The 20748-nt window shown below is 68.6% G+C and carries 20 protein-coding genes and 1 pseudogene; 8 read left to right on the forward strand and 13 right to left on the reverse strand.

Features of this window, described 5'->3' with window-relative positions:
• Positions 1–119 precede the first annotated feature (119 nt).
• The 4 genes from JO236_RS18550 to JO236_RS18565 all read right to left on the reverse strand — a co-directional run bounded on the left by JO236_RS18550 (position 120) and on the right by JO236_RS18565 (position 3796).
• The gene (locus tag JO236_RS18550; protein WP_293333696.1) at positions 120–1001 is read right to left on the reverse strand and encodes a lysophospholipid acyltransferase family protein; all 882 of its coding nucleotides are present in this window, start codon (positions 999–1001) and stop codon (positions 120–122) included.
• On the reverse strand, positions 998–1888 hold the full coding sequence (locus JO236_RS18555) for a GNAT family N-acetyltransferase (protein ID WP_293333699.1): 891 nt from the start codon (positions 1886–1888) through the stop codon (positions 998–1000). Before JO236_RS18555 ends, JO236_RS18550 begins: the two co-directional genes overlap by 4 nt.
• 139 nt (positions 1889–2027) lie before the next feature.
• Positions 2028–2984 (reverse strand): electron transfer flavoprotein subunit alpha/FixB family protein, encoded by a 957-nt coding sequence (locus tag JO236_RS18560; RefSeq protein WP_293333702.1) that lies wholly within the window; start codon positions 2982–2984, stop codon positions 2028–2030.
• 20 nt (positions 2985–3004) lie between these two features.
• Positions 3005–3796 carry an electron transfer flavoprotein subunit beta/FixA family protein gene (locus JO236_RS18565; RefSeq protein WP_293333705.1) on the reverse strand — a complete coding sequence of 264 codons (792 nt, stop codon included), beginning with the start codon at positions 3794–3796 and terminating at the stop codon, positions 3005–3007.
• A gap of 207 nt (positions 3797–4003) precedes the next feature.
• Here JO236_RS18565 and JO236_RS18570 point away from each other — a divergent pair, with 207 nt between their 5' ends.
• The 4 genes from JO236_RS18570 to JO236_RS18585 all read left to right on the forward strand — a co-directional run bounded on the left by JO236_RS18570 (position 4004) and on the right by JO236_RS18585 (position 9227).
• Complete coding sequence (locus JO236_RS18570) at positions 4004–4825, forward strand: class I SAM-dependent methyltransferase (protein ID WP_293333707.1); 822 nt, start codon at positions 4004–4006, stop codon at positions 4823–4825.
• On the forward strand, positions 4822–6402 hold the full coding sequence (locus JO236_RS18575; protein ID WP_293333709.1) for a glycoside hydrolase family 57 protein: 1581 nt from the start codon (positions 4822–4824) through the stop codon (positions 6400–6402). Before JO236_RS18570 ends, JO236_RS18575 begins: the two co-directional genes overlap by 4 nt.
• Before the next feature lie 97 nt (positions 6403–6499).
• Entirely contained in the window at positions 6500–7738 is a 1239-nt protein-coding gene (locus tag JO236_RS18580) for a glycosyltransferase family 4 protein (protein WP_293333806.1), read from the forward strand.
• 133 nt (positions 7739–7871) lie between these two features.
• Complete coding sequence (locus JO236_RS18585; RefSeq protein ID WP_293333712.1) at positions 7872–9227, forward strand: TIGR01777 family oxidoreductase; 1356 nt, start codon at positions 7872–7874, stop codon at positions 9225–9227.
• On the opposite strand, the gene JO236_RS18590 is transcribed toward JO236_RS18585, so the two are convergent.
• Both JO236_RS18590 and JO236_RS18595 read right to left on the reverse strand, forming a co-directional pair.
• A complete protein-coding gene (locus JO236_RS18590; protein WP_293333714.1) occupies positions 9224–9940 on the reverse strand; it encodes a hypothetical protein in 717 nt (238 codons plus the stop codon). The genes JO236_RS18585 and JO236_RS18590 overlap by 4 nt on opposite strands.
• A 253-nt stretch (positions 9941–10193) precedes the next feature.
• Entirely contained in the window at positions 10194–10688 is a 495-nt protein-coding gene (locus tag JO236_RS18595; RefSeq protein WP_293333716.1) for a MarR family winged helix-turn-helix transcriptional regulator, read from the reverse strand.
• Between the two features lie 105 nt (positions 10689–10793).
• Between JO236_RS18595 and JO236_RS18600 the strand changes: the two genes are divergently transcribed.
• Together JO236_RS18600 and JO236_RS18605 are read left to right on the forward strand one after the other, a co-directional pair.
• Positions 10794–11273, forward strand: coding sequence for a TspO/MBR family protein (locus tag JO236_RS18600; protein WP_293333719.1), 480 nt, complete (start codon positions 10794–10796; stop codon positions 11271–11273).
• Between the two features lie 2 nt (positions 11274–11275).
• A complete protein-coding gene (locus tag JO236_RS18605) occupies positions 11276–12607 on the forward strand; it encodes a cryptochrome/photolyase family protein (RefSeq protein WP_293333722.1) in 1332 nt (443 codons plus the stop codon).
• A gap of 27 nt (positions 12608–12634) precedes the next feature.
• Here the strand turns inward: JO236_RS18605 and JO236_RS18610 are convergent, their stop codons facing one another.
• Positions 12635–13372 (reverse strand): acyltransferase, encoded by a 738-nt coding sequence (locus tag JO236_RS18610; protein ID WP_293333725.1) that lies wholly within the window; start codon positions 13370–13372, stop codon positions 12635–12637.
• A 255-nt stretch (positions 13373–13627) separates the two neighbouring features.
• Here JO236_RS18610 and JO236_RS18615 point away from each other — a divergent pair, with 255 nt between their 5' ends.
• On the forward strand, positions 13628–14914 hold the full coding sequence (locus JO236_RS18615) for a PQQ-binding-like beta-propeller repeat protein (protein ID WP_293333728.1): 1287 nt from the start codon (positions 13628–13630) through the stop codon (positions 14912–14914).
• Positions 14872–15357, forward strand: a complete 486-nt coding sequence (locus JO236_RS18620) for a DUF6264 family protein (RefSeq protein ID WP_323802177.1) — start codon at positions 14872–14874, stop codon at positions 15355–15357. The genes JO236_RS18615 and JO236_RS18620 overlap by 43 nt, the downstream gene beginning before the upstream one ends.
• Here the strand turns inward: JO236_RS18620 and JO236_RS18625 are convergent.
• The 6 genes and pseudogenes from JO236_RS18625 to JO236_RS18650 form a co-directional block, all read right to left on the reverse strand.
• Positions 15354–16052 (reverse strand): esterase, encoded by a 699-nt coding sequence (locus JO236_RS18625; protein WP_293333734.1) that lies wholly within the window; start codon positions 16050–16052, stop codon positions 15354–15356. The two genes, JO236_RS18620 and JO236_RS18625, sit on opposite strands and share 4 nt — an antisense overlap.
• A gap of 63 nt (positions 16053–16115) precedes the next feature.
• Positions 16116–17342 (reverse strand): THUMP-like domain-containing protein, encoded by a 1227-nt coding sequence (locus tag JO236_RS18630; protein WP_293333809.1) that lies wholly within the window; start codon positions 17340–17342, stop codon positions 16116–16118.
• Positions 17300–18313: a class I SAM-dependent methyltransferase gene (locus JO236_RS18635; protein WP_293333737.1), complete on the reverse strand. Its 1014-nt coding sequence runs from the start codon at positions 18311–18313 to the stop codon at positions 17300–17302. The genes JO236_RS18630 and JO236_RS18635 overlap by 43 nt, the downstream gene beginning before the upstream one ends.
• A 78-nt stretch (positions 18314–18391) precedes the next feature.
• Positions 18392–19054: pseudogene (locus tag JO236_RS18640) on the reverse strand (enoyl-CoA hydratase); the annotation flags it as partial.
• A 7-nt stretch (positions 19055–19061) separates the two neighbouring features.
• Positions 19062–19892 carry an NUDIX hydrolase gene (locus JO236_RS18645; protein WP_293333740.1) on the reverse strand — a complete coding sequence of 277 codons (831 nt, stop codon included), beginning with the start codon at positions 19890–19892 and terminating at the stop codon, positions 19062–19064.
• A complete protein-coding gene (locus JO236_RS18650) occupies positions 19889–20743 on the reverse strand; it encodes an ABC transporter ATP-binding protein (RefSeq protein WP_293333744.1) in 855 nt (284 codons plus the stop codon). Before JO236_RS18650 ends, JO236_RS18645 begins: the two co-directional genes overlap by 4 nt.
• Between the last annotated feature and the right edge of the window lie 5 nt (positions 20744–20748).

The raw sequence follows: 20748 nt of genomic DNA on the forward strand, positions 1-20748 counted from the left end.
AGCCGGGCCAACAGAGACATCCGCCCCACGCGGCTTCTCGGGTGGCGTGGGGCCAACGACCAACCGAGCATTCCCGTCGTCGAAGACGGCGCACCCGGCATGGCCGGCAAAACGCACGCTCAGGCCGGCAGCGCCTCGCCGCAACCGGAAGCCGGCACCGGCAGCCCAACCGACTGCGGCTGATCCCCCAGCCGCACCGCGGACTGGCAGCGGTTGGCGAGCGCGCGCCGATCGGCCCCGGGCAGCTGCAGCGACTCGACGCGAACCCATGCCACCGTGCGGCGCGCGGCGAGCATGCGGCCGACCGACCGCACCAACTTGTCGTTGCCGACGTAGGCCGGAGTGGTGGACACGCTGCCATCGACGTGGTGGTAGGTCAGCCGAAGCGGCTGGACCGGCCGCGCGGCGTCGATGGCGGCCTGGAACATTGCCGGGTAAAACGACCCGACGTGTGATGGCCCGGGCATGCCGCACCACGTGGTGCCCTCGGGGAAGACGACCACGGTGTGCCCGGCGCGCAACCGGCGGGCGACGTCGTCGACCACGCCGGGCAGCCGCCGCAGACTCGCCCGCTCGATCGGGATGACCTTCAGGACGCGGGCCAGGATGCCGACCGCCCCGCCGGTGAACATGTCCGCGCGGGCGACGAACGATCCGGGCAACACCGATCCGATCGCGAACACATCCAGCCAGGAGACGTGGCTGCTGACCACCAGGACCCCGCGCAGGTTGCGAATCGGGTTGCCCGACACCGTGATTCGGACACCGAAGCAGCGCAGCACCAACCGGCAGTAGAGGCGTTGCACCCGCGTCCGGCCGGGCAGGGGTACCGCCACCAGCGGCACGCCCGGCGCCAATAACAGCGCCAGCATCAGCCGCAGCGTCACCCGCAGCGCCACCAGCCACCGCCGCGACTGCGCGACGCTGCCGCTCCCCAGACAGCCGTCACCGCACGTCGTCCGGGGCAACCAAGGGTGGCCGGTGACCGGCGGGGTGTTCACTGGGCTGCCACCCCGGGGGCCAGTTGGGAAGCCGCCGATACCGACCGCAGTCGCTTCAGATAGCGGGTATCGGCGCGGCGTTTGTCCAGCAGCACGCAGAAGTCGCCCACCCCGAAGTCGGGATCGTGGGCGGGCTCACCGCAGGCCTGCGCGCCCAGCCGCAGGTAGCCGCGCAGCAAGGCCGGAACCTCCGGTCGTCGCGGTGGAGGGATCTCATCGATGGTCCTGCCACCGACGAGCACCGGCCGATACGGGGTCACCCGCAGTTGCGGCGGGGCGGCGTGCCGGCTCAGCACGAAGTCGCGGACGCCGCGCAGCTGGCTGCCCGGCATGAGGCCGTCCGCCCCATCGGAATCCGCCTCGATCGGTACCGATACGCAGCCGGTCACGTAGTCGTAGTCGTACCGGTCCAGGTACGCCAGGATGCCGGCCCACATCAGCAGCACCACGCCGCCGTTGCGGTGACCGTCGCGAACCACGGCCCGGCCCATCTCCACCAGCGACGGCCGCAGCGGGTCAAAGGCACCGGTGTCGAATTCCGTTGCCGTGTAGAGCCCCCCGGCCGCGATCGCCCCGGCCGGCGACAGCATCCGGTAACAACCGACCAGCTCGCCGGAGTCGTCATCCCGGACCAGCAGGTGGTCGCAGTACTCATCGAAGCGGTCGAAATCCCGGTGGGCTTGACCTTGTTGCGGACCCATCGCCGACACCGCGAACCCGGGCGTGCTGCTGAAGACGTCGTAGCGCAGCCGCTGTGCGGCCTCGACGAGCGTGGGGTCAGTGGAGAGCAACAAGGAGTAGTGGGGCCCGGTGGTCGACCCCGAAGCCGAGGAAGACACCGAGGCCTGCGGCTTCTCGCTGGCTATCAGGACAGAAGCGATGCTCATGGGAAACAACGTCGCGCAGTCGGTCAGCTAATCGGCATCGGTGTGCTGACATGTCGGTGCACGCCAGGTGACGAAATGTCGCGAAAGCATAACGGCCCCGCAGCGGGCCGCGGGGCCGTTAACTGTTGGTCAGCGGCAGTTAACCCTTGCGGGCCTTGACCGCCTCGGTCAGCTGTGGGGCGACCTTGAACAGGTCGCCCACGATGCCGTAGTCGGCGATCTCGAAGATGGGTGCCTCTTCATCCTTGTTGACCGCGACGATTGTCTTGGACGTCTGCATGCCCGCGCGGTGCTGGATCGCACCGGAAATGCCCAGCGCGATGTAGAGCTGCGGCGACACCGTCTTGCCTGTCTGCCCCACCTGGAACTGGCCCGGGTAGTAGCCGGAGTCGACGGCGGCGCGCGACGCACCGACGGCCGCACCGAGCGAGTCCGCGAGCGCCTCGACCACGTTGAAGTTCTCGGCGCTGCCGACGCCCCGACCACCGGAGACCACGATGCTGGCCTCCGTCAGCTCGGGGCGGTCGCCCGCGACCGCGGGCTCGCGCGCGGTGACCTTGGTCGCGTTCTCAGCCACAGCCGGCACCTCCACACTGACCTGCTCACCCGCGCCGGCGGCCGGCTCGGCGTCGACAGCACCGGCACGCACGGAGATCACCGGGGTGTCGCCGTTGGCCTGCGCCTCCACGGTGAATGCGCCACCGAAGATGGAGTGCACGCCCTTGGCGCCCTCTTTGACCTCGACCACGTCCACCAGCAGGCCCGAACCGATTCGCGCGGCCAGCCGGCCCGCGATCTCCTTGCCGTCGGCGGTGGCCGCCACCAGCACAGCGGCGGGAGAAGCCGATTCGGTCAGCGCGGCCAGCACATCCACGACCGGCGTGATGAGGTACTGGTCCACCGCCTCGGACTCGGCGACGTAGATCTTGGCCGCGCCGGCCTCCTTCAGCCCGTCGACCAGTGCCGCCGCGGTCCCCGGCGCACCCAGCACGACGGCGGACGGCTCGCCCAGCACACGGGCGGCGGTGATCAGTTCGGCGCTGACCTTCTTCAGCGCGCCGTCAGCGTGCTCAACCAACACAAGTACTTCAGCCATGGGGTATATACGCCTTGTCTCTAGATGATCTTCTGGCTAACCAGGTACTGGGCGATCTGATTGCCGCCCTCGCCCTCGTCGGGGGCCTTCTCACCCGCGGTCTTGGGGGGCTTCGGCGTCGACGACAACACCGTCGAGCCCGCATTGGCCAACCCGACCTCGTCGCCCTCGACACCGATCTCGCCCAGCGTCAAGACGGAGACTTCCTTCTTCTTGGCGGCCATGATGCCTTTGAAGGACGGGAAGCGGGGCTCGTTGATTTTCTCGTTCACGCTGACCACCGCGGGCAGTGTGGCCTCGAGGGTGAAAACGCCGTCGTCGGTCTCCCGCTCGCCGGTCACCTTGCCGCCTTCCACCGACAGCTTGCGCAGGTGGGTGAGCTGCGGCAGGCCCAGGTACTCGGCGATGATGGCGGGCACCGCGCCGCCGGTACCGTCGGTTGCCTCGTTGCCGGCGATCACCAACTCGGTGCCCTCGATGGTGCCCAGCGCACGCGCCAGCGCCCAGCCGGTCTGGATGACGTCGGAACCGTGCAGACCGTCGTCTTTGATGTGGACGGCCTTATCGGCGCCCATCGACAGGGCCTTGCGGATGGCCTCGGTGGCGCGCTCGGGGCCGGCGGTCAGTACGGTGACCGATCCTTCGCCGCCCTCGCGCTCCCGGATCTGTAGTGCCTCTTCCACCGCGCGCTCGTTGATCTCGTCCAGCACCGCGTCGGCGGCTTCGCGGTCCAGCGTGTAATCGCCGTCAGACAATTTGCGCTCCGACCAGGTGTCTGGGACCTGCTTGATCAGGACCACGATGTTTGTCATGGGTGTGGTTCGTCCTCCTCGAAGGGCGTCTCGCAGCATTGGACTCCGAGACCTCAGTCACGTGTGGCGCAGGCCCGCAGCCGTGTTACTGAACGGTAACTTCGTGCGGTCTGCCCTCACACCATAGCGGGTAGTGCTGCACATTCTTTCGCCCGGATCCGGTGCACGGTTCGCGAATCCGACACTTCGCGTTAGCCTCCCTATGCAATGAGCGCATTAGTCCCCGACGTCCCAAAGCACGTCCCCGCCGACGGCCACCGCGGCCTCGAGCCGGCGGCCCCGACGGTGTTGGCGCTGACCGGGGAACGCACCATCCCCGATCTGGAGATCGAGAACTACTGGTTTCGCCGCCACGAGGTGGTCTACCGTCGGCTGGCGCCTCGCTGCGCGGGGCGTGAGGTGCTCGAGGCCGGCTGTGGCGAGGGCTACGGTGCCGACCTGATCGCCCGGGTCGCCCGCCGGGTGGTGGCGGTCGATTACGACGAATCCGCGGTGGCCCACGTGCGCGGCCGCTATCCCCGGGTGCAGGTCATGCAGGCCAACCTGGCCGAGCTGCCGCTGCCCGACGCCTCGGTAGACGTTGTGGTCAACTTCCAGGTGATCGAGCACCTGTGGGATCAGCCACAATTCGTGGCCGAGTGCGCGCGGGTGCTGCGTCCCTCGGGGTTGCTGATGGTGTCCACACCCAACCGGATCACCTTCTCCCCGGGGCGCGACACCCCGATCAACCCGTTTCACACCCGCGAACTCAACGCCGACGAGCTGACCGAACTTCTGGTCGACGGCGGTTTTGCCGACGTGGCCATGAGCGGGTTGTTCCACGGGCCACGGCTGGCCGAGATGGATGCCCGGCACGGCGGATCCATCATCGATGCGCAGATCGCCCGTGCGGTGGCCGACGCACCATGGCCGCCCGACCTGGCCGCCGACGTCGCCGCGGTGACGAGCGCCGACTTCGAACTGGCCGATAGCGGCGACCGCAACATAGACGAGAGCCTCGACCTGATCGCAATCGCGGTAGCGCCGTGAGTTCAGGTTCGGCCCGGGTTCCCGGCTTGTTCACCCTGGTGCTGCACACCCATCTGCCGTGGCTGGCGCATCATGGCCGCTGGCCGGTCGGCGAGGAATGGCTCTACCAATCGTGGGCGGCGGCCTACCTGCCGCTGTTCCGGGTGCTGCGCGCCCTGGCCGACGAGGGTCGACGCGGGCTGATCACGCTCGGGATGACCCCGGTGGTCAACGCCCAACTCGACGATCCGTACTGCCTCGACGGCATGCATCACTGGCTGGCCAACTGGCGGCTGCGCGCGGCCGAGGCGGCCAGCGTAAGGACGGCTCCCCGATCGAAATCAGCCGGCTATCCGTCGTGCACACCGGAAGCGTTGCGGGCCTTCGGAATTCGCGAGTCCGTCGAGGCGGATCGCGAGCTGGAAGACTTCGCGACGCTATGGCGGCACGGTGTCAGCCCGTTGCTGCGCACGCTGATCGACGCGGACGCGGTGGAGTTGCTCGGCGGCCCGCTGGCACACCCGTTCCAGCCCCTGCTGAATTCCCGGCTGCGCGAGTTCGCGCTGCGTGAAGGTCTGGCCGACGCGCGGCTGCGGCTGGCGCATCAGCCGGCCGGGATCTGGGCGCCCGAATGCGCCTACGGCCCGGGACTGGAACACGACTACGCCGCCGCGGGAGTCACGCACTTCATGGTCGACGGCCCGTCGCTGCGTGGCGACACGGCGCTGGGCCGGCCGGTCGGTGACACCGACGTGGTCGCGTTCGGGCGCGACCTGCAGGTCAGCTACCGGGTGTGGTCGCCGAAGTCCGGATATCCCGGGCACGCCGCCTACCGCGACTTTCACACCTACGACCACCTCACCGGCCTCAAGCCGGCCCGGGTCACCGGCCGCAATGTGCCGTCGGAAAGCAAGGCACCCTATGACCCCGCACGCGCCGATCGCGCGGTCGACGCTCATGTCGCCGACTTCGTCGACGTGGTGCGCAACCGGCTGCTGACCGAGTCGGAGCGCATCGGGCGGCCCGCGCACGTCGTCGCCGCGTTCGACACCGAGTTGTTCGGCCACTGGTGGTACGAGGGGCCCACCTGGCTGGCGCGGATGCTGCGAGCGCTGCCCGAAGCCGGGGTACGGGTGGGCACGCTGCGCGACGCGATCACCGACGGCTTCGTCGGCGATGCGTTCGAATTGCCGCCCAGCTCTTGGGGTTCCGGCAAGGACTGGCAAGTGTGGGCCGGTGCGAAGGTGGCCGATCTGGTTCAGCTCAACACCGAAGTGGTCGACACCGCGCTGACCACCGTCGACAAGGCGCTGGCGCAGACGGCGTCACTGGACGGGCCCATCCCCCGCGATCACGTCGCCGACCAGATCCTGCGCGAGACGCTGCTCACCGTGTCCAGCGACTGGCCGTTCATGGTGAGTAAAGACTCAGCGGCCGACTATGCCCGGTATCGCGCGCACCTGCACGCCCATGCCACCCGGGAGATCGCCGGGGCGCTGGCGTCGGGACGGCGCGACACCGCACGGCGACTGGCCGAGGGGTGGAACCGCGCTGACGGCCTGTTCGGCGCCCTGGATGCCCGTAGGCTGCCCGGGTGACCGTCGCCATTGCCCGCTTCCCCCGCGAGCGTGCGTGTCTGTGCAGTGACGCGCCGCTGCGGGCGGCATTCTGTGCACACTCGCGCGGGCCGTGCCCATGAAGATCCTCATGGTGTCGTGGGAGTATCCGCCGGTGGTGATCGGCGGCCTCGGCCGCCATGTGCATCATCTGTCGACGGCCCTCGCGGCGGCCGGACACGACGTCGTCGTGCTGTCCCGCCGTCCCACCGGCACCGACCCCAGCACGCATCCGTCGTCGGACGAGGTCAGCGACGGCGTCCGGGTGATCGCGGCCGCGCAGGACCCGCACGAGTTCACCTTCGGGAAAGACATGATGGCCTGGACGCTGGCGATGGGCCACGCCATGACCCGCGCCGGCCTGTCGCTGAAGGAACACGGCCGCGCCTGGTGTCCCGACGTGATACACGCCCACGACTGGCTGGTCGCCCATCCTTCGATTGCCCTCGCCCAGTTCTATGACGTGCCAATGGTTTCCACGGTTCACGCGACGGAGGCCGGCCGGCATTCCGGTTGGGTGTCCGGTGCGATCAGCCGTCAGGTGCACGCGGTCGAGTCGTGGCTGGTACGCGAATCCGATTCCCTGATCGCATGTTCGGCGTCGATGCGCGACGAAATCACCGAACTGTTCGGCCCGGGCCTGGCCGAGATCGCGGTGATCCGCAACGGTATTGACGCCGCGCGGTGGCCGTTCGCGGCCCGCCGTCCGCACAGCGGGCCGGCCGAATTGCTCTACGTCGGGCGACTGGAGTACGAGAAGGGCGTGCACGACGCGATCGCCGCGCTGCCCCGCATCAGGCGCACGCATCCCGGCACCACGCTGACCATCGCCGGGACAGGCACCCAGACCGGCTGGCTCGTCGAGCAGGCCCGTAAACACAAGGTGCTCAAGGCAACCCGTTTCGTCGGACACCAGAACCACGCGGAGCTGCTGGCGCTGTTGCATCGTGCCGATGCCGCGGTGCTGCCCAGCCACTACGAGCCGTTCGGGCTGGCGGCCCTGGAAGCCGCGGCGGCCGGCACCCCGCTGGTGACGTCGAATATCGGCGGCCTGGGCGAAGCGGTGATCGACGGGGAAACCGGAGTGTCGTGCGCGCCCCGAGATGTGGCGGGCCTGGCGGCGGCCGTCCGCACCGTGCTCGACGATCCGGCCGGCGCGCAACGGCGCGCCCGCGCTGCGCGGGAGCGACTCACCGCCGACTTCGACTGGCAAACCGTCGCCAAGGAGACCGCCCAGGTATACCTGGCGTCCAAGCGTAGGGAGCGGCAACCCCAGCCGCGACTGCCGATCGTCGAACACGCACTGCCGGAGCGCTAACTCTGATGGCGGCGACCCGCTGCGCCCGGCCCCGCCGCCCTTGCGATCGCCGCTGGCCCGATGGGGGCGACCCGCTGCGCCCGGCCCCAACACCGGATGGCGTAAGCCCACACTTTCCGGGTAAACGCGCGATATGGGCGTGACATACGAAAGCGTGATCGGCGCGCCGCGCGAGGAAGTATTCGCCTGGCACACCAGACCCGGCGCGTTTACCAGGCTCTCCCCGCCGTGGTCGCCGATGCGGCTGGTATCCGAAGCCGACTCCCTCAAAGACGGGCGTGCGACGCTCGCCCTACCCGGCGGACTGCGTTGGGTCGCCGATCACCAGCCAGATTCCTACGATCCGCCAGAGCGTTTCGTCGACACCATCGGCAGCGACGGCCTGAGTTCACTGCCCGCCCGGATTGCGGTGCGCTGGCGGCATACTCACGAATTCGAAGACATCGACGGCAACAGCACCCGAATGATCGACCGGGTAGACACACCGGTGCCCGGGTCGGCGCTGCGCGCGATGTTCGCCTACCGCCACCGGCAGTTGGCCGACGACCTGGCCGCGCACAAATTGGCTCGCGCGCATGGGCTGGGCCCGACCACCGTCGCCCTCACCGGCGCCTCGGGCCTGGTCGGTTCGGCGTTGGCGGCATTTTTGAGCACGGGCGGCCATCGGGTTATCCGGCTGGTGCGCGGCGACCCGTACTCGTCCCAGGAAAGACAGTGGAGCCCCGACGACCCAGACCCGGGGCTGCTCGTCGGGGTCGACGCGGTGATCCATCTGGCGGGCGCCTCGATAGCCGGCCGATTCACCGGCGCCCACCGAGACGCGATCCGCGACAGCAGAATCGGGCCGACGCGGCGCCTCGCCGAACTCATCGCCGGCACCACCGCCGGGCCGACCGTGCTCATTACGGCTTCGGCCATCGGTTACTACGGCTACGACCGCGGCGACGAAACCCTCACCGAGGACAGCGATCGCGGCGACGGGTTCCTCGCCGACGTCGTTGCCGACTGGGAGGATGCGACCGCGCCGGCCGAGCAGGCCGGGGCCCGGGTGGTGCGGGTCCGCACCGGCATCGTGCAATCACCCCGCGGCGGCACGCTTCGCCTGCTGCGGCCGTTGTTCAGCGCCGGGCTGGGCGGCCGTGTTGGCGACGGGCGGCAGTGGCTGTCCTGGATCGGGATCGACGATCTGGTAGACGTCTACCACCGCGCGCTGTGGGATACTTCGCTGTCGGGAGCGGTGAATGCCGTTGTGCCGCAACCGATCCGCAATGTGGATTACACCCGCACGCTGGCCCATGTGTTGCGACGGCCCGCGGTGTTGCCGGTGCCGCCGATGGGTCCACGGCTACTCCTCGGCGCGCAGGGCGCCCGCGAACTTGCGCTCGCCAGTCAGCGGGTGGCCCCCGAGCGGCTGGAATCGGCGGGACACCGCTTTCGCCATGCCGACCTGGATGGCGCGCTGCGCCACATGTTCGGGCGCCTGAACTAGATCATTTGTCCGCCCGGCGCCGGCTGCTGCGCACTGGGCGGTTGCGAATTGGGTGTCCGCAGATCGACGTAAAGCTGCTGCATGACCGCCTGCCACGACTCGGCCTCCGGCACGGGTCGCGTCGTGTCCTCGAGCAGGCCCACAATCACCGCGCGGTTGTCGTCGGTGAGCGCGTACACCGGACCGCCGACGTCGCCGCCGCCCAATTCCAGGTCCGGAATGACCAATCGACCGTTGCCGACGGAGCTGACACGACCGCACTTCTGGCCGGTCGAAATGCCGAAATGACAGACAGGGAGCGCCAGTTGCGCCTGCACGTCGGGCACAGACTGCAATTCGCGGCCGGTGGGTAGCAGATCCGAGGCGGACACGTTGGGGGCCAGCCGGATGACTTCGTACTCGACGCCGTCGATGGAGCCGTAGGCCGCGCCGTCGTCGGCAGTATTACGACGGACGAGCTGCACCGTTCCGATCACGTCGCCACGGCTGTCGGTCACCGTCGAATCGCCGTCGCAGTTACCGGTCGTCATCGCCATCCGCAGGCGAGTTTCGACGAAACCGAGGGTGCAGGTGGTCGTGCCCTGTCGAATTTCCATGCCGGGATACGCCCGAGGACCTGGGTCGGCCGCGGCGTGCCCCGCCGCGCAGACGCCCGTCAGCAGGAGCGCGAATCCGGCCGCCACCCGCCAACTCCCCCGCCACACCGGTTCCATCTGGCCAAACCATCCGTCACATAGAAACTTGAGCTTCGCGTACCCCGTCCCAGCCTGGCCAAACATGTTATCTGCCCGGACCCATACCTGTGAGTAGCGTGGCGAACGCCACCGAGCACGTCTCGGTGGGGAAGCCAACGATTCGTCACTCAAACTCCTTGCGAGGCCCGCATTCTCGGCTTCCGGGAGCCCACGACGGTGACGGTGACCGTCGCGGATTCCGCCGCGGTCACCGAAGTCAGCCAGCGCCCGATCAAGCATCGGCAGCACCGAATTCGCTCCGGAACCGACGCATCGCGGCGATCAGCGCCCCGAAGACCCGATGCGCTGCCGCCAAGTCGGCATCGGGCACATCGCTGAGCGCCTCATGGGTGCGCTGGCCAAGCGGGCTGAAAAAGGACCGCGCGGTGTCCATGCCGGATTCGGAGTAGCGCAGCATGACTTTGCGGCGATCGCCGGGATGCGACTCCCGCCTCAGGTGACCGGATTCGATTAGGCGGTCCACCAGGTAAGTGATTGCCGCACCAGATAGGCCCATTCGCGCACTGAGGTCACCGGATGTCAGCGGCTGACCGGCGGTCTCGGCGACCATGATCTGCAGCAACGCCCGAAAATCGGTGGGCCGCACGTCATGTGACAAGGCGAATCGCCGGCCGATCTCATCGGACTCAGCCGAGAGCTCGCGCAGGTCCGCCGAGATCAGCGATTCCAGCGCGTCGCGGCTAAAGGGGACCCCATCAGCGTCCATGACGTCAGGCAATCATATCGCGACCAGAAAATAATTTCATTTGATTAATGTTTAATTAACTGAAAGAATTACCGGGGCCAAGCCCGTCCCGAACGGAGGATCGGAGTGAATAAGAGGACACTGGCCGCAACGGGTGCCGCCGTGGGCGCGGCGGCGGGTGGCGGAAGCATCGCCGGCCCGGGTCGTAACCCCGTGTGGTACAAACGGATTCGCAAGCCTAGCTACCAGCCGCCCAGCGTCGTATTCCCGTTGATGTGGACCGCGCTGTACATCGACATCGGCGCCACTTCGAGTGTGGCCATCGACCGGTTTCGGGCGACCGGGCAGCACGACGAGGCTCGCCGCTATATCGCCGCGCTGAGCATCAATCTGCTGCTCAACGCCGGGTGGAGTTGGTCGTTCTTCCGGTACCACCTGCTTGGCACCTCCGCGCTTGGCGCGGTGGTCCTGGCGGCCAGCAGTGCAGGCCTTGCCAAGCAGGCCGCACAGGCCGACGCCCGGGCGGGGCTTGCGCTGGCCCCCTACCCGTTGTGGTGCGCCTTCGCGACGGTGTTGTCCGCGCACATCTGGCGACTCAACAGCTGATCATGCCCACGGTGTTGTGGTTTCGGCGTGACCTCCGGTTGGGTGATCACCCGGCGCTGGCCGCGGCGGCCGACGACGGGGAGATGCTCGCGTGCTTCGTCCTCGATCCGCGGCTGGAAGCGTCTTCGGGGGTGCGACGGTTGCAGTTTCTCGGGGACTCGCTGCGGCAGCTACGCGACGCCCTGGACGGTCGGCTGCTGGTGGTCCGCGGGCGTCCCGAGCAGCGAATTCCGCTGATTGCCAAGGTAATTGGCGCAACAGCGGTGCACGTCTCCGAGGATTTCGCACCGTTCGGGCGACGCCGCGACACGCGGGTGCGCGAGGCGCTGGGTTCGGTGCCGCTGATAGCGACGGGCTCACCGTATCTGCTATCGCCAGGCCGCATCATGAAGGACGACGGAACTCCGTATCGGGTATTCACCCCGTTCTTTCGCAGGTGGTCCGACGCGCGCTGGCGACAGCCGGCCCAGACCGGCGCGGACATGGGGCGCTGGCTCGACCCGTCGGAGTCAAAACTCGACCCGTGCGAAATTCCCGACCCGGGTGCAGATCTGGAGCTGACCGGCGGTGAAGCCGCGGCGCTTTCACAATGGGCGGCGTTCGTCGACGATGGGCTGAGCCGCTACGGCGAGCACCGTGACCGGCCGGACCTCGAAGCCACCAGCCGGATGTCGGCGCACTTGAAATTCGGAACGATCCACCCGCGCAGCATGGTCGCCGACCTGGACCCGTGTAGCGCCGGTGGACGAAAGTACCTGCGGGAATTGGCATTCCGAGACTTTTACGCGGCCGTGCTGTACCACTGGCCGGCCAGCGCCTGGCGCAACTGGAACAGCGATTTCGACGACATCCAGACCGACGGCGGGGCGGAGGCCAAACGCCGCTTCGAGGCCTGGAAAGCCGGCGAAACCGGGTTCCCGATCGTCGACGCCGGGATGCGTCAACTCCGTGCGACGGGATTTCTGCACAACCGGGTGCGCATGATCGTCGCATCGTTTTTGGTCAAGGATCTGCATCTGCCATGGCAATGGGGCGCCGAATGGTTCCTGGATCAACTCGTGGACGGCGACATGGCCAACAACCAGCATGGGTGGCAGTGGTGCGCGGGTTGCGGCACCGACGCCGCGCCGTACTTTAGGGTGTTCAATCCCCTTACCCAGGGCGAAAAGTTCGATCCCGCAGGCGATTACATTCGCCGTTGGATTCCCGCACTCGGCACGGCCGACGACGTCCATCTGCGGAATGGCCAACGGCCGGAAGAATATCCGGAACCGATCGTCGACCACAGCGCCGAGCGCACCGAGGCACTGCGCCGCTACCGCGCCATCGGCTGAGCCCCGTCGAGGCGCGCCGGCGAACGGTCAGTGCGCCGCCTTCTTGCGTTCGATATCGGCCAGGGCAGCGGCCAGTTCGGCGCGCTGCGCCGCCGAGCTCTCCCAGGACAACTGCCGGTTCTTGACCACCTTGGCCGGGGCGCCGACCGCGATCGAATAATCCGGAATCACGCCGCGGACCACTGCATGCGAACCGAGTACGCAGCCGCGTCCGATGGACGTGCCACGCAGCACCGACACCTTGACGCCGATCCAGGTGTCCGGGCCGATCCGCACCGGCGACTTGATGATGCCCTGGTCCTTGATCGGCATATTGATGTCGTCCATCCGGTGGTCGAAATCGCAGACGTAGCACCAGTCGGCCATCAGCGCCGAGTCGCCGAGCTCGATATCCAGATAACAGTTGATGACGTTGTCGCGGCCGAGTACCACCTTGTCGCCGAACCGCAGCGAGCCCTCGTGGGCACGGATGGTGTTCTTGTCGCCGATGTGCACCCAGCGGCCGATCTCCAGCTGCGCCAGTTCCGGCGTGGCGTGGATCTCCACACTCTTGCCGAGGAACACCATGCCCCGGGTGATGATGTGCGGGTTGGCCAGCTTGAACTTCAGCAACCGCCAGTAGCGGACCAGGTACCACGGCGTGTACGCGCGGTTGCGCAGCACCCACTTCAGCGAAGCCAGCGTGAGGAATTTCGCCTGCCGCGGATCCCGGAGCCTGCCGCCGCGCCAGCGGCGATGCAGCGGCGCGCCCCACATGCTCGTCATGGGCCGACAGCCTAGCCCGCCGACGATGCGCGCCGGAACGGCGGGCTGAGGAGGCGGGCAATCCAACCGAGCCCGCCGACGATGCGCGCCGGAACGGCGGGCTGAGGAGGCCGGCAATCCAACCGAGCCCGCCGACGATGCGCCCCGGAACGGCGGGCTGAGGAGGCGGGCAATCCGAAAGATGCGAGCGGCCACGAGTTACCCTCACGTGTATTCGATTGCTGCACGCCCGAACCGAAGGATCTGGAAACCCGAGTGCTCGTCCGACGTCTCCTGGCGGTTGCTTTCGCAGTGGCGTTGGCCGCCGGGCTCGGCGGTTGCAGCAACACCGATTCGTGGGTCGACGCGGCGCCGGCGGCGGGCTGGCCCGCGCAGTATGGCGACGCGGCCAACAGTAGCTACACCCCGGTAAACGGAGCCACCAAGCTGGAGCTGCGCTGGACGCGTTCGGTCAAGGGCAGCCTCGCGGCCGGCCCCGCGCTGAGCGCGCGCGGCTACCTAGCACTGAACGCGCAGACTCCCGCCGGATGTTCGCTGATGGAGTGGGAGAACGCGGAAAACGGGCGGCAGCGCTGGTGCGTCCGGCTGATCCAGGGCGGCGGCGTCGGCGGTCCGCTGTTCGACGGCTTCGACAACCTCTACGTGGGTCAGCCCGGCGCGATCAATTCTTTCCCACCCACGCAGTGGACGCGTTGGCGCCAGCCGGTCATCGGGATGCCGTCCACCCCGCGGTTCCTGGGTGGTGGCCAACTCCTGGTCAGCACGCACCTCGGGCAGGTGCTGGTGTTCGACGCGCACCGCGGCAGCGTGGTCGGCAGTCCACTGGACTTGGTCGACGGCGTCGATCCCGCGGACGCGACGCGGGGGCTGGCGGATTGCGCGCCGGCCCGGTCGGGCTGCCCGGTCGCGGCGGCCCCGGCCTTCGCCACGGCGAACGGGATGGTGGTGCTCGGCGTCTGGCAGTCGAACGCGCCCGCTGCGGTTCTGGTCGGCCTGAAGTACCACGCGGGCCAGACGCCGCTGCTCACCCGCGAATGGGTCAGCGACGCCGTCGGCGCGGGCGTGCTGGCCAGCCCGGTGCTATCCGCCGACGGAATGACCGTCTACGTCAATGGCCGAGACCAGCGCCTGTGGGCACTGCATGCCATCGACGGTAAGCCGAAATGGTCTGTGCCGCTGGGGTTTCTGGCCCAGACGCCACCCGCCGTCACCCCCCAGGGGCTGATCGTATCGGGGGGTGGCCCGGATACCCGGCTAGCGGCGTTCCGCGATTCCGGCGACCACGCCGACCAAGCGTGGCGACGCGACGACGTCACTCCGCTGTCGACGTCGAGCCTGGCCGGCGGCAGCGTCGGCTACACGGTCGCCAGCGCCGCGCCGGGCATGTCGTTACTGGCCTTTGATCCGTCCAACGGCCACACGATCAACAGCTATCCACTGCCCGCAGCCACCGGATATCCGCTGGGTATAGCGGTAGGCAACGACCGCCGGGTGGTGGTGTGCACCAGCGACGGTCAGGTCTACAGCTTCTCCCCGGCCTAGACTGGCGTGCGTCCGGCGACCGTGAAGGGGGGAATAGTCCGGTGCCCGTCGATGACCCCGCAAAGCCCCAAGCTACCGCCGGCTACCAGCCCAGCCATGACCCCCGCAGCAGCGGCGGCCGGGCGGCGGACATCGCGGTAACCATCGTCTTGCTGTTGGCTCACGGATTCGTGTTCGCCGCGACCATATTCGTGCTGAGCATGCTGGTCATGGGCACCGACCCCTGCGGCTACCGCAAGTGCGGGGATCCCGCCTGGATCGACCGGGCCATCGGCCTCGGGCTCGGGGTGGGCGCCGCCGTATTCATCGCGGACCTTGTCGTCGCGATATCCCTCCTCGCGCGCCAAAGAGTGGCCTTCTTCGTCCCGTTGCTCGGCTGCGCGGCGCAGGTGGCGCTGGGCATCGGCGCCGCGGTGATGGAGTCGTGGGCCGGCCCCGTCTAGAGGGCCAACGGCGGGATGGCGCTGCGCGGCACCTGGACCTGAGTGGCGCCGGCGACAGCCGGAATCAGCTCGCCCGGCGCGAAGTAGAAGATCAGCTGGTCGTCGGTGATGGCGAAGTTCTGGTAGTGCGTCGGGTCCAATCCGGTGGACGGCAGGATCGCGGCGCCCAGCGCCGTCTGGTGTGTCAGCTCGCGCTGCACGATGGGAAAGATGCTGTCCAGCGGCGAGACGTCCGGGGCGAACAAGTTGTCGAAGGTGATCGGCTGCTTGGTCCCCAGGTTATAGTTGAAGGCCTTGTACCAGGTGGACGGGTGTGATCCGCCGAGGTCCTGGAAGAACTTGAGCACCACGCTGCGGGTGTTGTGCGGCGCCTGGCCGGCGCTGTGCTGGTCGGTGGTGGCTTCCATCTGGTAGGGCTGGTCGCGCCGGGGGGATCCCTGCGCGACGGTGACGAAGCCGTCGCGGTTTTGCGTGATGTAGTCGGTCAGCGCCTGTTCGTCGGGATAGTCGGTGGGAAACGTCATGTCGAGCGTGTAGGTGGAGCCCGACCCGTGCAGATGGCACATCTGAGCCGACTCGGCGCCCCCCAGGCTCGTGCACGTGGGCGGCGCCGCGTTGGAGCTGGCAGGCGGCCAGCCCCCCAGGACCCCAGCAGCCAGCGCCACGGCCACAGTGCCGATAGTGAGACAACGCATCGTTTCGAATCGTCCTCGCAGACCAAAAGAGGCGGGGGCGCCTGAGAAGTAATCGCCGCCAGCCTACTCGGGCGTTACATGGGACGAACTGCAGACGAAGGCCGTCGTACGGCCGGTGGCCCTGGAGCCGATGCGAGTGATCACCACCGAGAGGGCCCGCCCGCCGCGCAGGCGCAGCCGCCGCCGCAGGGCGTCGGGGTCGACCGGGACACCGCGAACCAAGACCTCGAGCGTCCCGCAGTCCAGCGCCGCCAGCGCGTGCCGTAGCAGGCGCTCATCGAATGCCAACTCCTCGAGGATTTCGAAGCCGCGTACCGATGGCGGCAGTCGGTCGCCGGAGAGGTATGCGATGTCGGGGTCGAGCTGCCAAAGCCCATGGCGAGCGGCGTAGTGGCGCACCAGCCCGGCCCGGACCACCGCGCCGTCGGGGTCGACGATCCATCGCCCCGCTGGCCGCACCGGACAGTCGTCCGGCTCGCGGTCGGTGACCTGTTCGGCGCTGTCGAGCACGCTTGCACGGCGGCGCACACCCGGCTCGGCCAGCCCCGCCGACCACAGACACGCTTCCCGCACCGAGCCGCGAGACGACGTCACTTCGATTTCGCCACGGAAGCCGACGCGGCCCAGATAGTCGAAATCTATTCCGGGAGAGCACTTTACGACCAGGCCCCGACCGCGGTAGGTGGCTAGCAATTCACCCAGGCCCGGCCGGTAGTCGGCCGGGTTGAAGCGTCGACGCCCCCCGCTGCGGCGCGCCGGGTCGACGACGACGACGGTGCCGCGGGTCACCGGGCGCAGTGCGTCGGCGCGGCACAGGTCAGCGCCAGCGCCGAGGTTGTTGCGCGCCATCGCCAGCCGCACCGGGTCGATATCGCTGCCGACGACGCGGATACCCGATCGTCGCAGCGCGGCCGTCTCGGTGCCGATGGAACACGTCGCGTCGTGCACGAACAACCCCACCAGCCGCTCGGCCCGATGCAGGGCGACGGGCGCCGCGGTGGCCTGCTGCAGCGCCTCGTCGGTGAACAGCCAGCGCGAGACGTCCCCCAATTCCCCGAGCTTGCCCACGGCGCGCCGGCGCAGCAGCGTCGTCCCCACCAGGGCGGGCGTCCGGTCGCCGAATTGGGCACGCACCGCGGCAATGTCGGCGATCTGGGTGGCGTCGGTCAGCGCGAGTTTCGCGACCTGGCTAAGCGCCGCGGCGCCGGACTCCGAGCGCAGGTAGCTGACGTCATCGGTGGTGAAGCTCAGGAGGGTTTGACCCCGGTGACCATCACGTTGTAGAACCAACCCTTCGGCGCCAGGTATCGCCACACATTGGCGTCCACCCAGCTCAGCGCTTTCCAGCCGGTGAACGCGAATCTCGCCCAGCCCCAGCCCAGCCGGCCGTGCGGCACCGAGGCCTCGAACGTGCGGACCGGCCAGCCGAACATGGCGGCCGTGAACTCCTCGCTGGCCGTGCGGACCTGTTCGGCGCCGGCGCTGCTGGCCATCCGTTCCAGGTCGTCCGGGGTGAAGGTGTGCAGGTCGACAACGGCCTCCAGCGCGGCCGCGCGTGAGGATTCGTCGAGCTCGGCCTGCGGGCGTCGCCAGCCGGCCAGGCCGGGCAACCTGGTGACGTTGGTGGCCACGCGCCAGGTCAGGGTGGACAGCTCCCTGGCATAGACGTTGCCGACCGTGGTGGGCTCGCCGGCGAACACGAACCGGCCGCCGGGCTTGAGCACCCGGAGCACCTCACGCAGCGAGAGCTCGACGTCGGGGATGTGGTGCAGCACGGCATGCCCGACGACCAGGTCGAAGGTATCGTCGTCGTACGGGATGCCTTCCGCGTCGGCGACGCGGCCGTCGATGTCCAACCCCAGCGCCCGCCCGTTGCGGATCGCGACCTTGACCATACCGGGCGACAGGTCGGTCACCGATCCGCTTCGGGCGACTCCGGCCTGGATCAGGTTGAGCAGGAAGAATCCGGTGCCGCAGCCGAGTTCTAACGCGCGGCCATACGGCAGTTCGCGGATGACCCCGTCGGGCACGATCGCGTCGAAGCGGCCCCGCGCGTAGTCGACGCAACGCTGGTCATAGGAGATCGACCACTTCTCGTCGTAGTTCTCGGCTTCCCAATCGTGATAGAGCACCTGGGCGAGCTTGCTGTCATGCCTGGCGGCCTCCACCTGTTCGGCGGTGGCATGCGGGTTGGGCGCGGCGTCCGCGGCGACATCCTTCTTCTGCGTGGCATCAGCGGGGATCTCAGTACTCCTCGTCATGCAGGGCAGCCTAATCGCCGGCGACGACGCCTTAAAAAGCGCTGTAGAAAAGCCCTAGCAAACGCCTTAGTCCACGGCTTTGAAGGCGGAATTGATGCCGGCCTTGGCGGCGGCCAGCGCATGCGGCGGACTGTCCAGGAATCGGCGCGCCCACGCCGCCGCGGCGTCATACACGTCGTCGGGTGCCACCATGTCGTCGATCAACCCCAGCGCCAGGGCCTCCTCGGCGCCGACGAAACGCCCGCTGAACACCAGCTCCTTGGCCTTGCTGGCGCCCGCCGTGCGTGCTAGCCGAGCCATTCCGTCGACGGCGGGAACCCGGCCGGCCAGGATCTCGGTCGCGCCGAACTTCACGTTGTCGCCGCTGACCCGCCAATCGGCGGCCAGGGCCAGGGTGAGGCCGCCGCCCAGCGCGTAGCCGGTGATGGCGGCCACGGTCGGCTTCGGAATGGCCGCGACGGCGTCGACGGCCTCGCGCCGCACCCCAGCCGCGGTCTGTGCCTCGGCCGAGTTCAGCGTCGACAGCTCGGCCGTGTCGTCGCCCGCGGAGAAGATCTCGTGGCCACCGAACAGGATCACCGCCGCGACGTCGTGGCGCCGGGCCAGCTCGGCGGCCGCCGTCGCGATCTCGCGATAGACCTGTCGGGTCAGCGTGTTGGTCGGCGGCCGCGACAGCAGCAGCATCGCCAGTCCCGCGTCCTGCGAGCCGTCGCTGACCACGACGGTCACGAACTCGCTCACGGGATGCTCATAGGGGCCACGTCATGGCTCCGCCCGCCTTGCGCGCCTGGTGGTAGCGGTCGGAGTCGAAGAACTCGAACACCCAGTTATCGCCCCGCATCTCCAGGATGGGTTGCACGGGCACGATTTGACGGTCGACGGCCAACACATCGGCAACCGTGCGCCCGCCCAGCGAATCCAGCTGCGTCCAGGTCGGCGGCAGCAGGATGTTGCGACCGGCTTCGAAGTCCTGGATGGCGTCCTGCGGCAACGTCCAGCCGGCCAGGTCGGATTCGGTGTTGTCGCCGTCGGCGCGCTGACCTTCCGGCAGCGCCGCCACAAAGAAATAGGTGTCGTAGCGGCGGGTGCGTTCGGCCTCCGGGGTGACCCAATTGGCCCACGGCCGCAGCAGGTCGGATCGCAGCACCAGGTTCTCCCGGCGCAGGAAGTCGGCGAAGGACAGCGTCCGGTCGTCCAGGGCGCGGCGGGCATCGCCGTAGACCGAAGCGTCGCGGACGATGCCGTCGGGATCGTCGGCCGGCCCCGCGAACAACACCCCGGATTCCTCAAACGTCTCGCGGGCAGCGGCGCACACCAGCGCCTCGGCCAGGCCGGGTTGGGTGCCGAATCGCTGCGCCCACCAGTCCGGCGGCGGTCCGGCCCACGCCCCCAGCTCGCCCAAGTCTGCGTTGCGGTCGCGGTCGTCCACGCCGCCTCCGGGAAAGACGATCACGCCGGGGGCGAACTCCATCTTCGAGTGCCGTCGCATCAGGAAGACCTTCAGCCCGCCGGGCGCATCGCGAACCAGCATTACGGTCGCCGCCGGACGCGGTGTCAAGGGCTCATCAGCCGAACTCATAACTGCCTCCGGTGGGCGGCGCGGGTGCGGACCCGCCGCGCAAAGTAGCGCCCGTCGACGACGCCCAGCGCGATCCGCTGGCCGAACGCGGCGGACAGGTTGTCGGCGGTCAGCACATCGGGCAGTAAGCCCGAGGCCACCACCTGAGCCTCCGACAACAGCAGGCAATGGGTGAAGCCGGGCGGAACCTCCTCGACGTGGTGTGTGACCAGGACCAGGGCGGGCGCCTCGGGGTCGGCGGCCAGGTCCGCGAGGCGCGCCACCAACTCCTCGCGACCGCCCAGGTCCAGGCCGGCGGCGGGTTCGTCGAGCAGCAGCAGTTCCGGGTCGGTCATCAGAGCACGGGCGATCAGCACCCGCTTGCGCTCACCTTCGGACAGCGTCCCGTAGGTGCGATCGGCCAGGTGTTCGGCACCCAGGCTTTCCAGCATGTCGACGGCGCGGCGATAGTCCACGTCCTCGTAGCGTTCCCGCCATCGGCCTAGCACCCCGTAGCCGGCCGAGACGACGAGGTCGCGCACCACTTCGTCGGTGGGTATCCGCTGCGCCAGAACCGACGAACTGAGTCCGATCCGCGCCCGCAGCTCCGAGACGTCGACCCGGCCCAGCCGCTCGCCGAGCACATAGGCGACGCCCGACGACGGGTGCTCGGCGGCGGCGGCGATACGCAGCAGGGACGTCTTCCCGGCCCCGTTCGGGCCGATGACCACCCACCGTTCGTCGAGCTCGACGGCCCAGTCGAGCGGCCCGACCAACGTGTGCCCCTGCCGGCGCAACGCGACATTTCGAAAGTCGATCAGTAGATCGGGATCGGCCGCGGGGCTGTGGGTTTCGAGGCCGGTTTCGGGCACTCGAC

The sequence above is a fragment of the Mycobacterium sp. genome, assembly GCF_019247635.1.
Taxonomy (GTDB): Bacteria; Actinomycetota; Actinomycetes; order Mycobacteriales; family Mycobacteriaceae; genus Mycobacterium.

Bases quoted from the DNA above. Each gene is read 5' to 3' on its own strand.
- JO236_RS18560 (WP_293333702.1), bottom strand. From the start codon at position 2,984: ATGGCTGAAGTACTTGTGTTGGTTGAGCACGCTGACGGCGCGCTGAAG.
- JO236_RS18590 (WP_293333714.1), bottom strand. From the start codon at position 9,940: ATGGAACCGGTGTGGCGGGGGAGTTGGCGGGTGGCGGCCGGATTCGCG.
- JO236_RS18635 (WP_293333737.1), bottom strand. From the start codon at position 18,313: ATGACGAGGAGTACTGAGATCCCCGCTGATGCCACGCAGAAGAAGGAT.
- JO236_RS18625 (WP_293333734.1), bottom strand. From the start codon at position 16,052: ATGCGTTGTCTCACTATCGGCACTGTGGCCGTGGCGCTGGCTGCTGGG.
- JO236_RS18610 (WP_293333725.1), bottom strand. From the start codon at position 13,372: ATGACGAGCATGTGGGGCGCGCCGCTGCATCGCCGCTGGCGCGGCGGC.
- JO236_RS18645 (WP_293333740.1), bottom strand. From the start codon at position 19,892: ATGAGTTCGGCTGATGAGCCCTTGACACCGCGTCCGGCGGCGACCGTA.
- JO236_RS18580 (WP_293333806.1), top strand. From the start codon at position 6,500: ATGAAGATCCTCATGGTGTCGTGGGAGTATCCGCCGGTGGTGATCGGC.
- JO236_RS18605 (WP_293333722.1), top strand. From the start codon at position 11,276: ATGCCCACGGTGTTGTGGTTTCGGCGTGACCTCCGGTTGGGTGATCAC.
- JO236_RS18555 (WP_293333699.1), bottom strand. From the start codon at position 1,888: ATGAGCATCGCTTCTGTCCTGATAGCCAGCGAGAAGCCGCAGGCCTCG.
- JO236_RS18570 (WP_293333707.1), top strand. From the start codon at position 4,004: ATGAGCGCATTAGTCCCCGACGTCCCAAAGCACGTCCCCGCCGACGGC.
- JO236_RS18585 (WP_293333712.1), top strand. From the start codon at position 7,872: ATGGGCGTGACATACGAAAGCGTGATCGGCGCGCCGCGCGAGGAAGTA.
- JO236_RS18565 (WP_293333705.1), bottom strand. From the start codon at position 3,796: ATGACAAACATCGTGGTCCTGATCAAGCAGGTCCCAGACACCTGGTCG.
- JO236_RS18595 (WP_293333716.1), bottom strand. From the start codon at position 10,688: ATGGACGCTGATGGGGTCCCCTTTAGCCGCGACGCGCTGGAATCGCTG.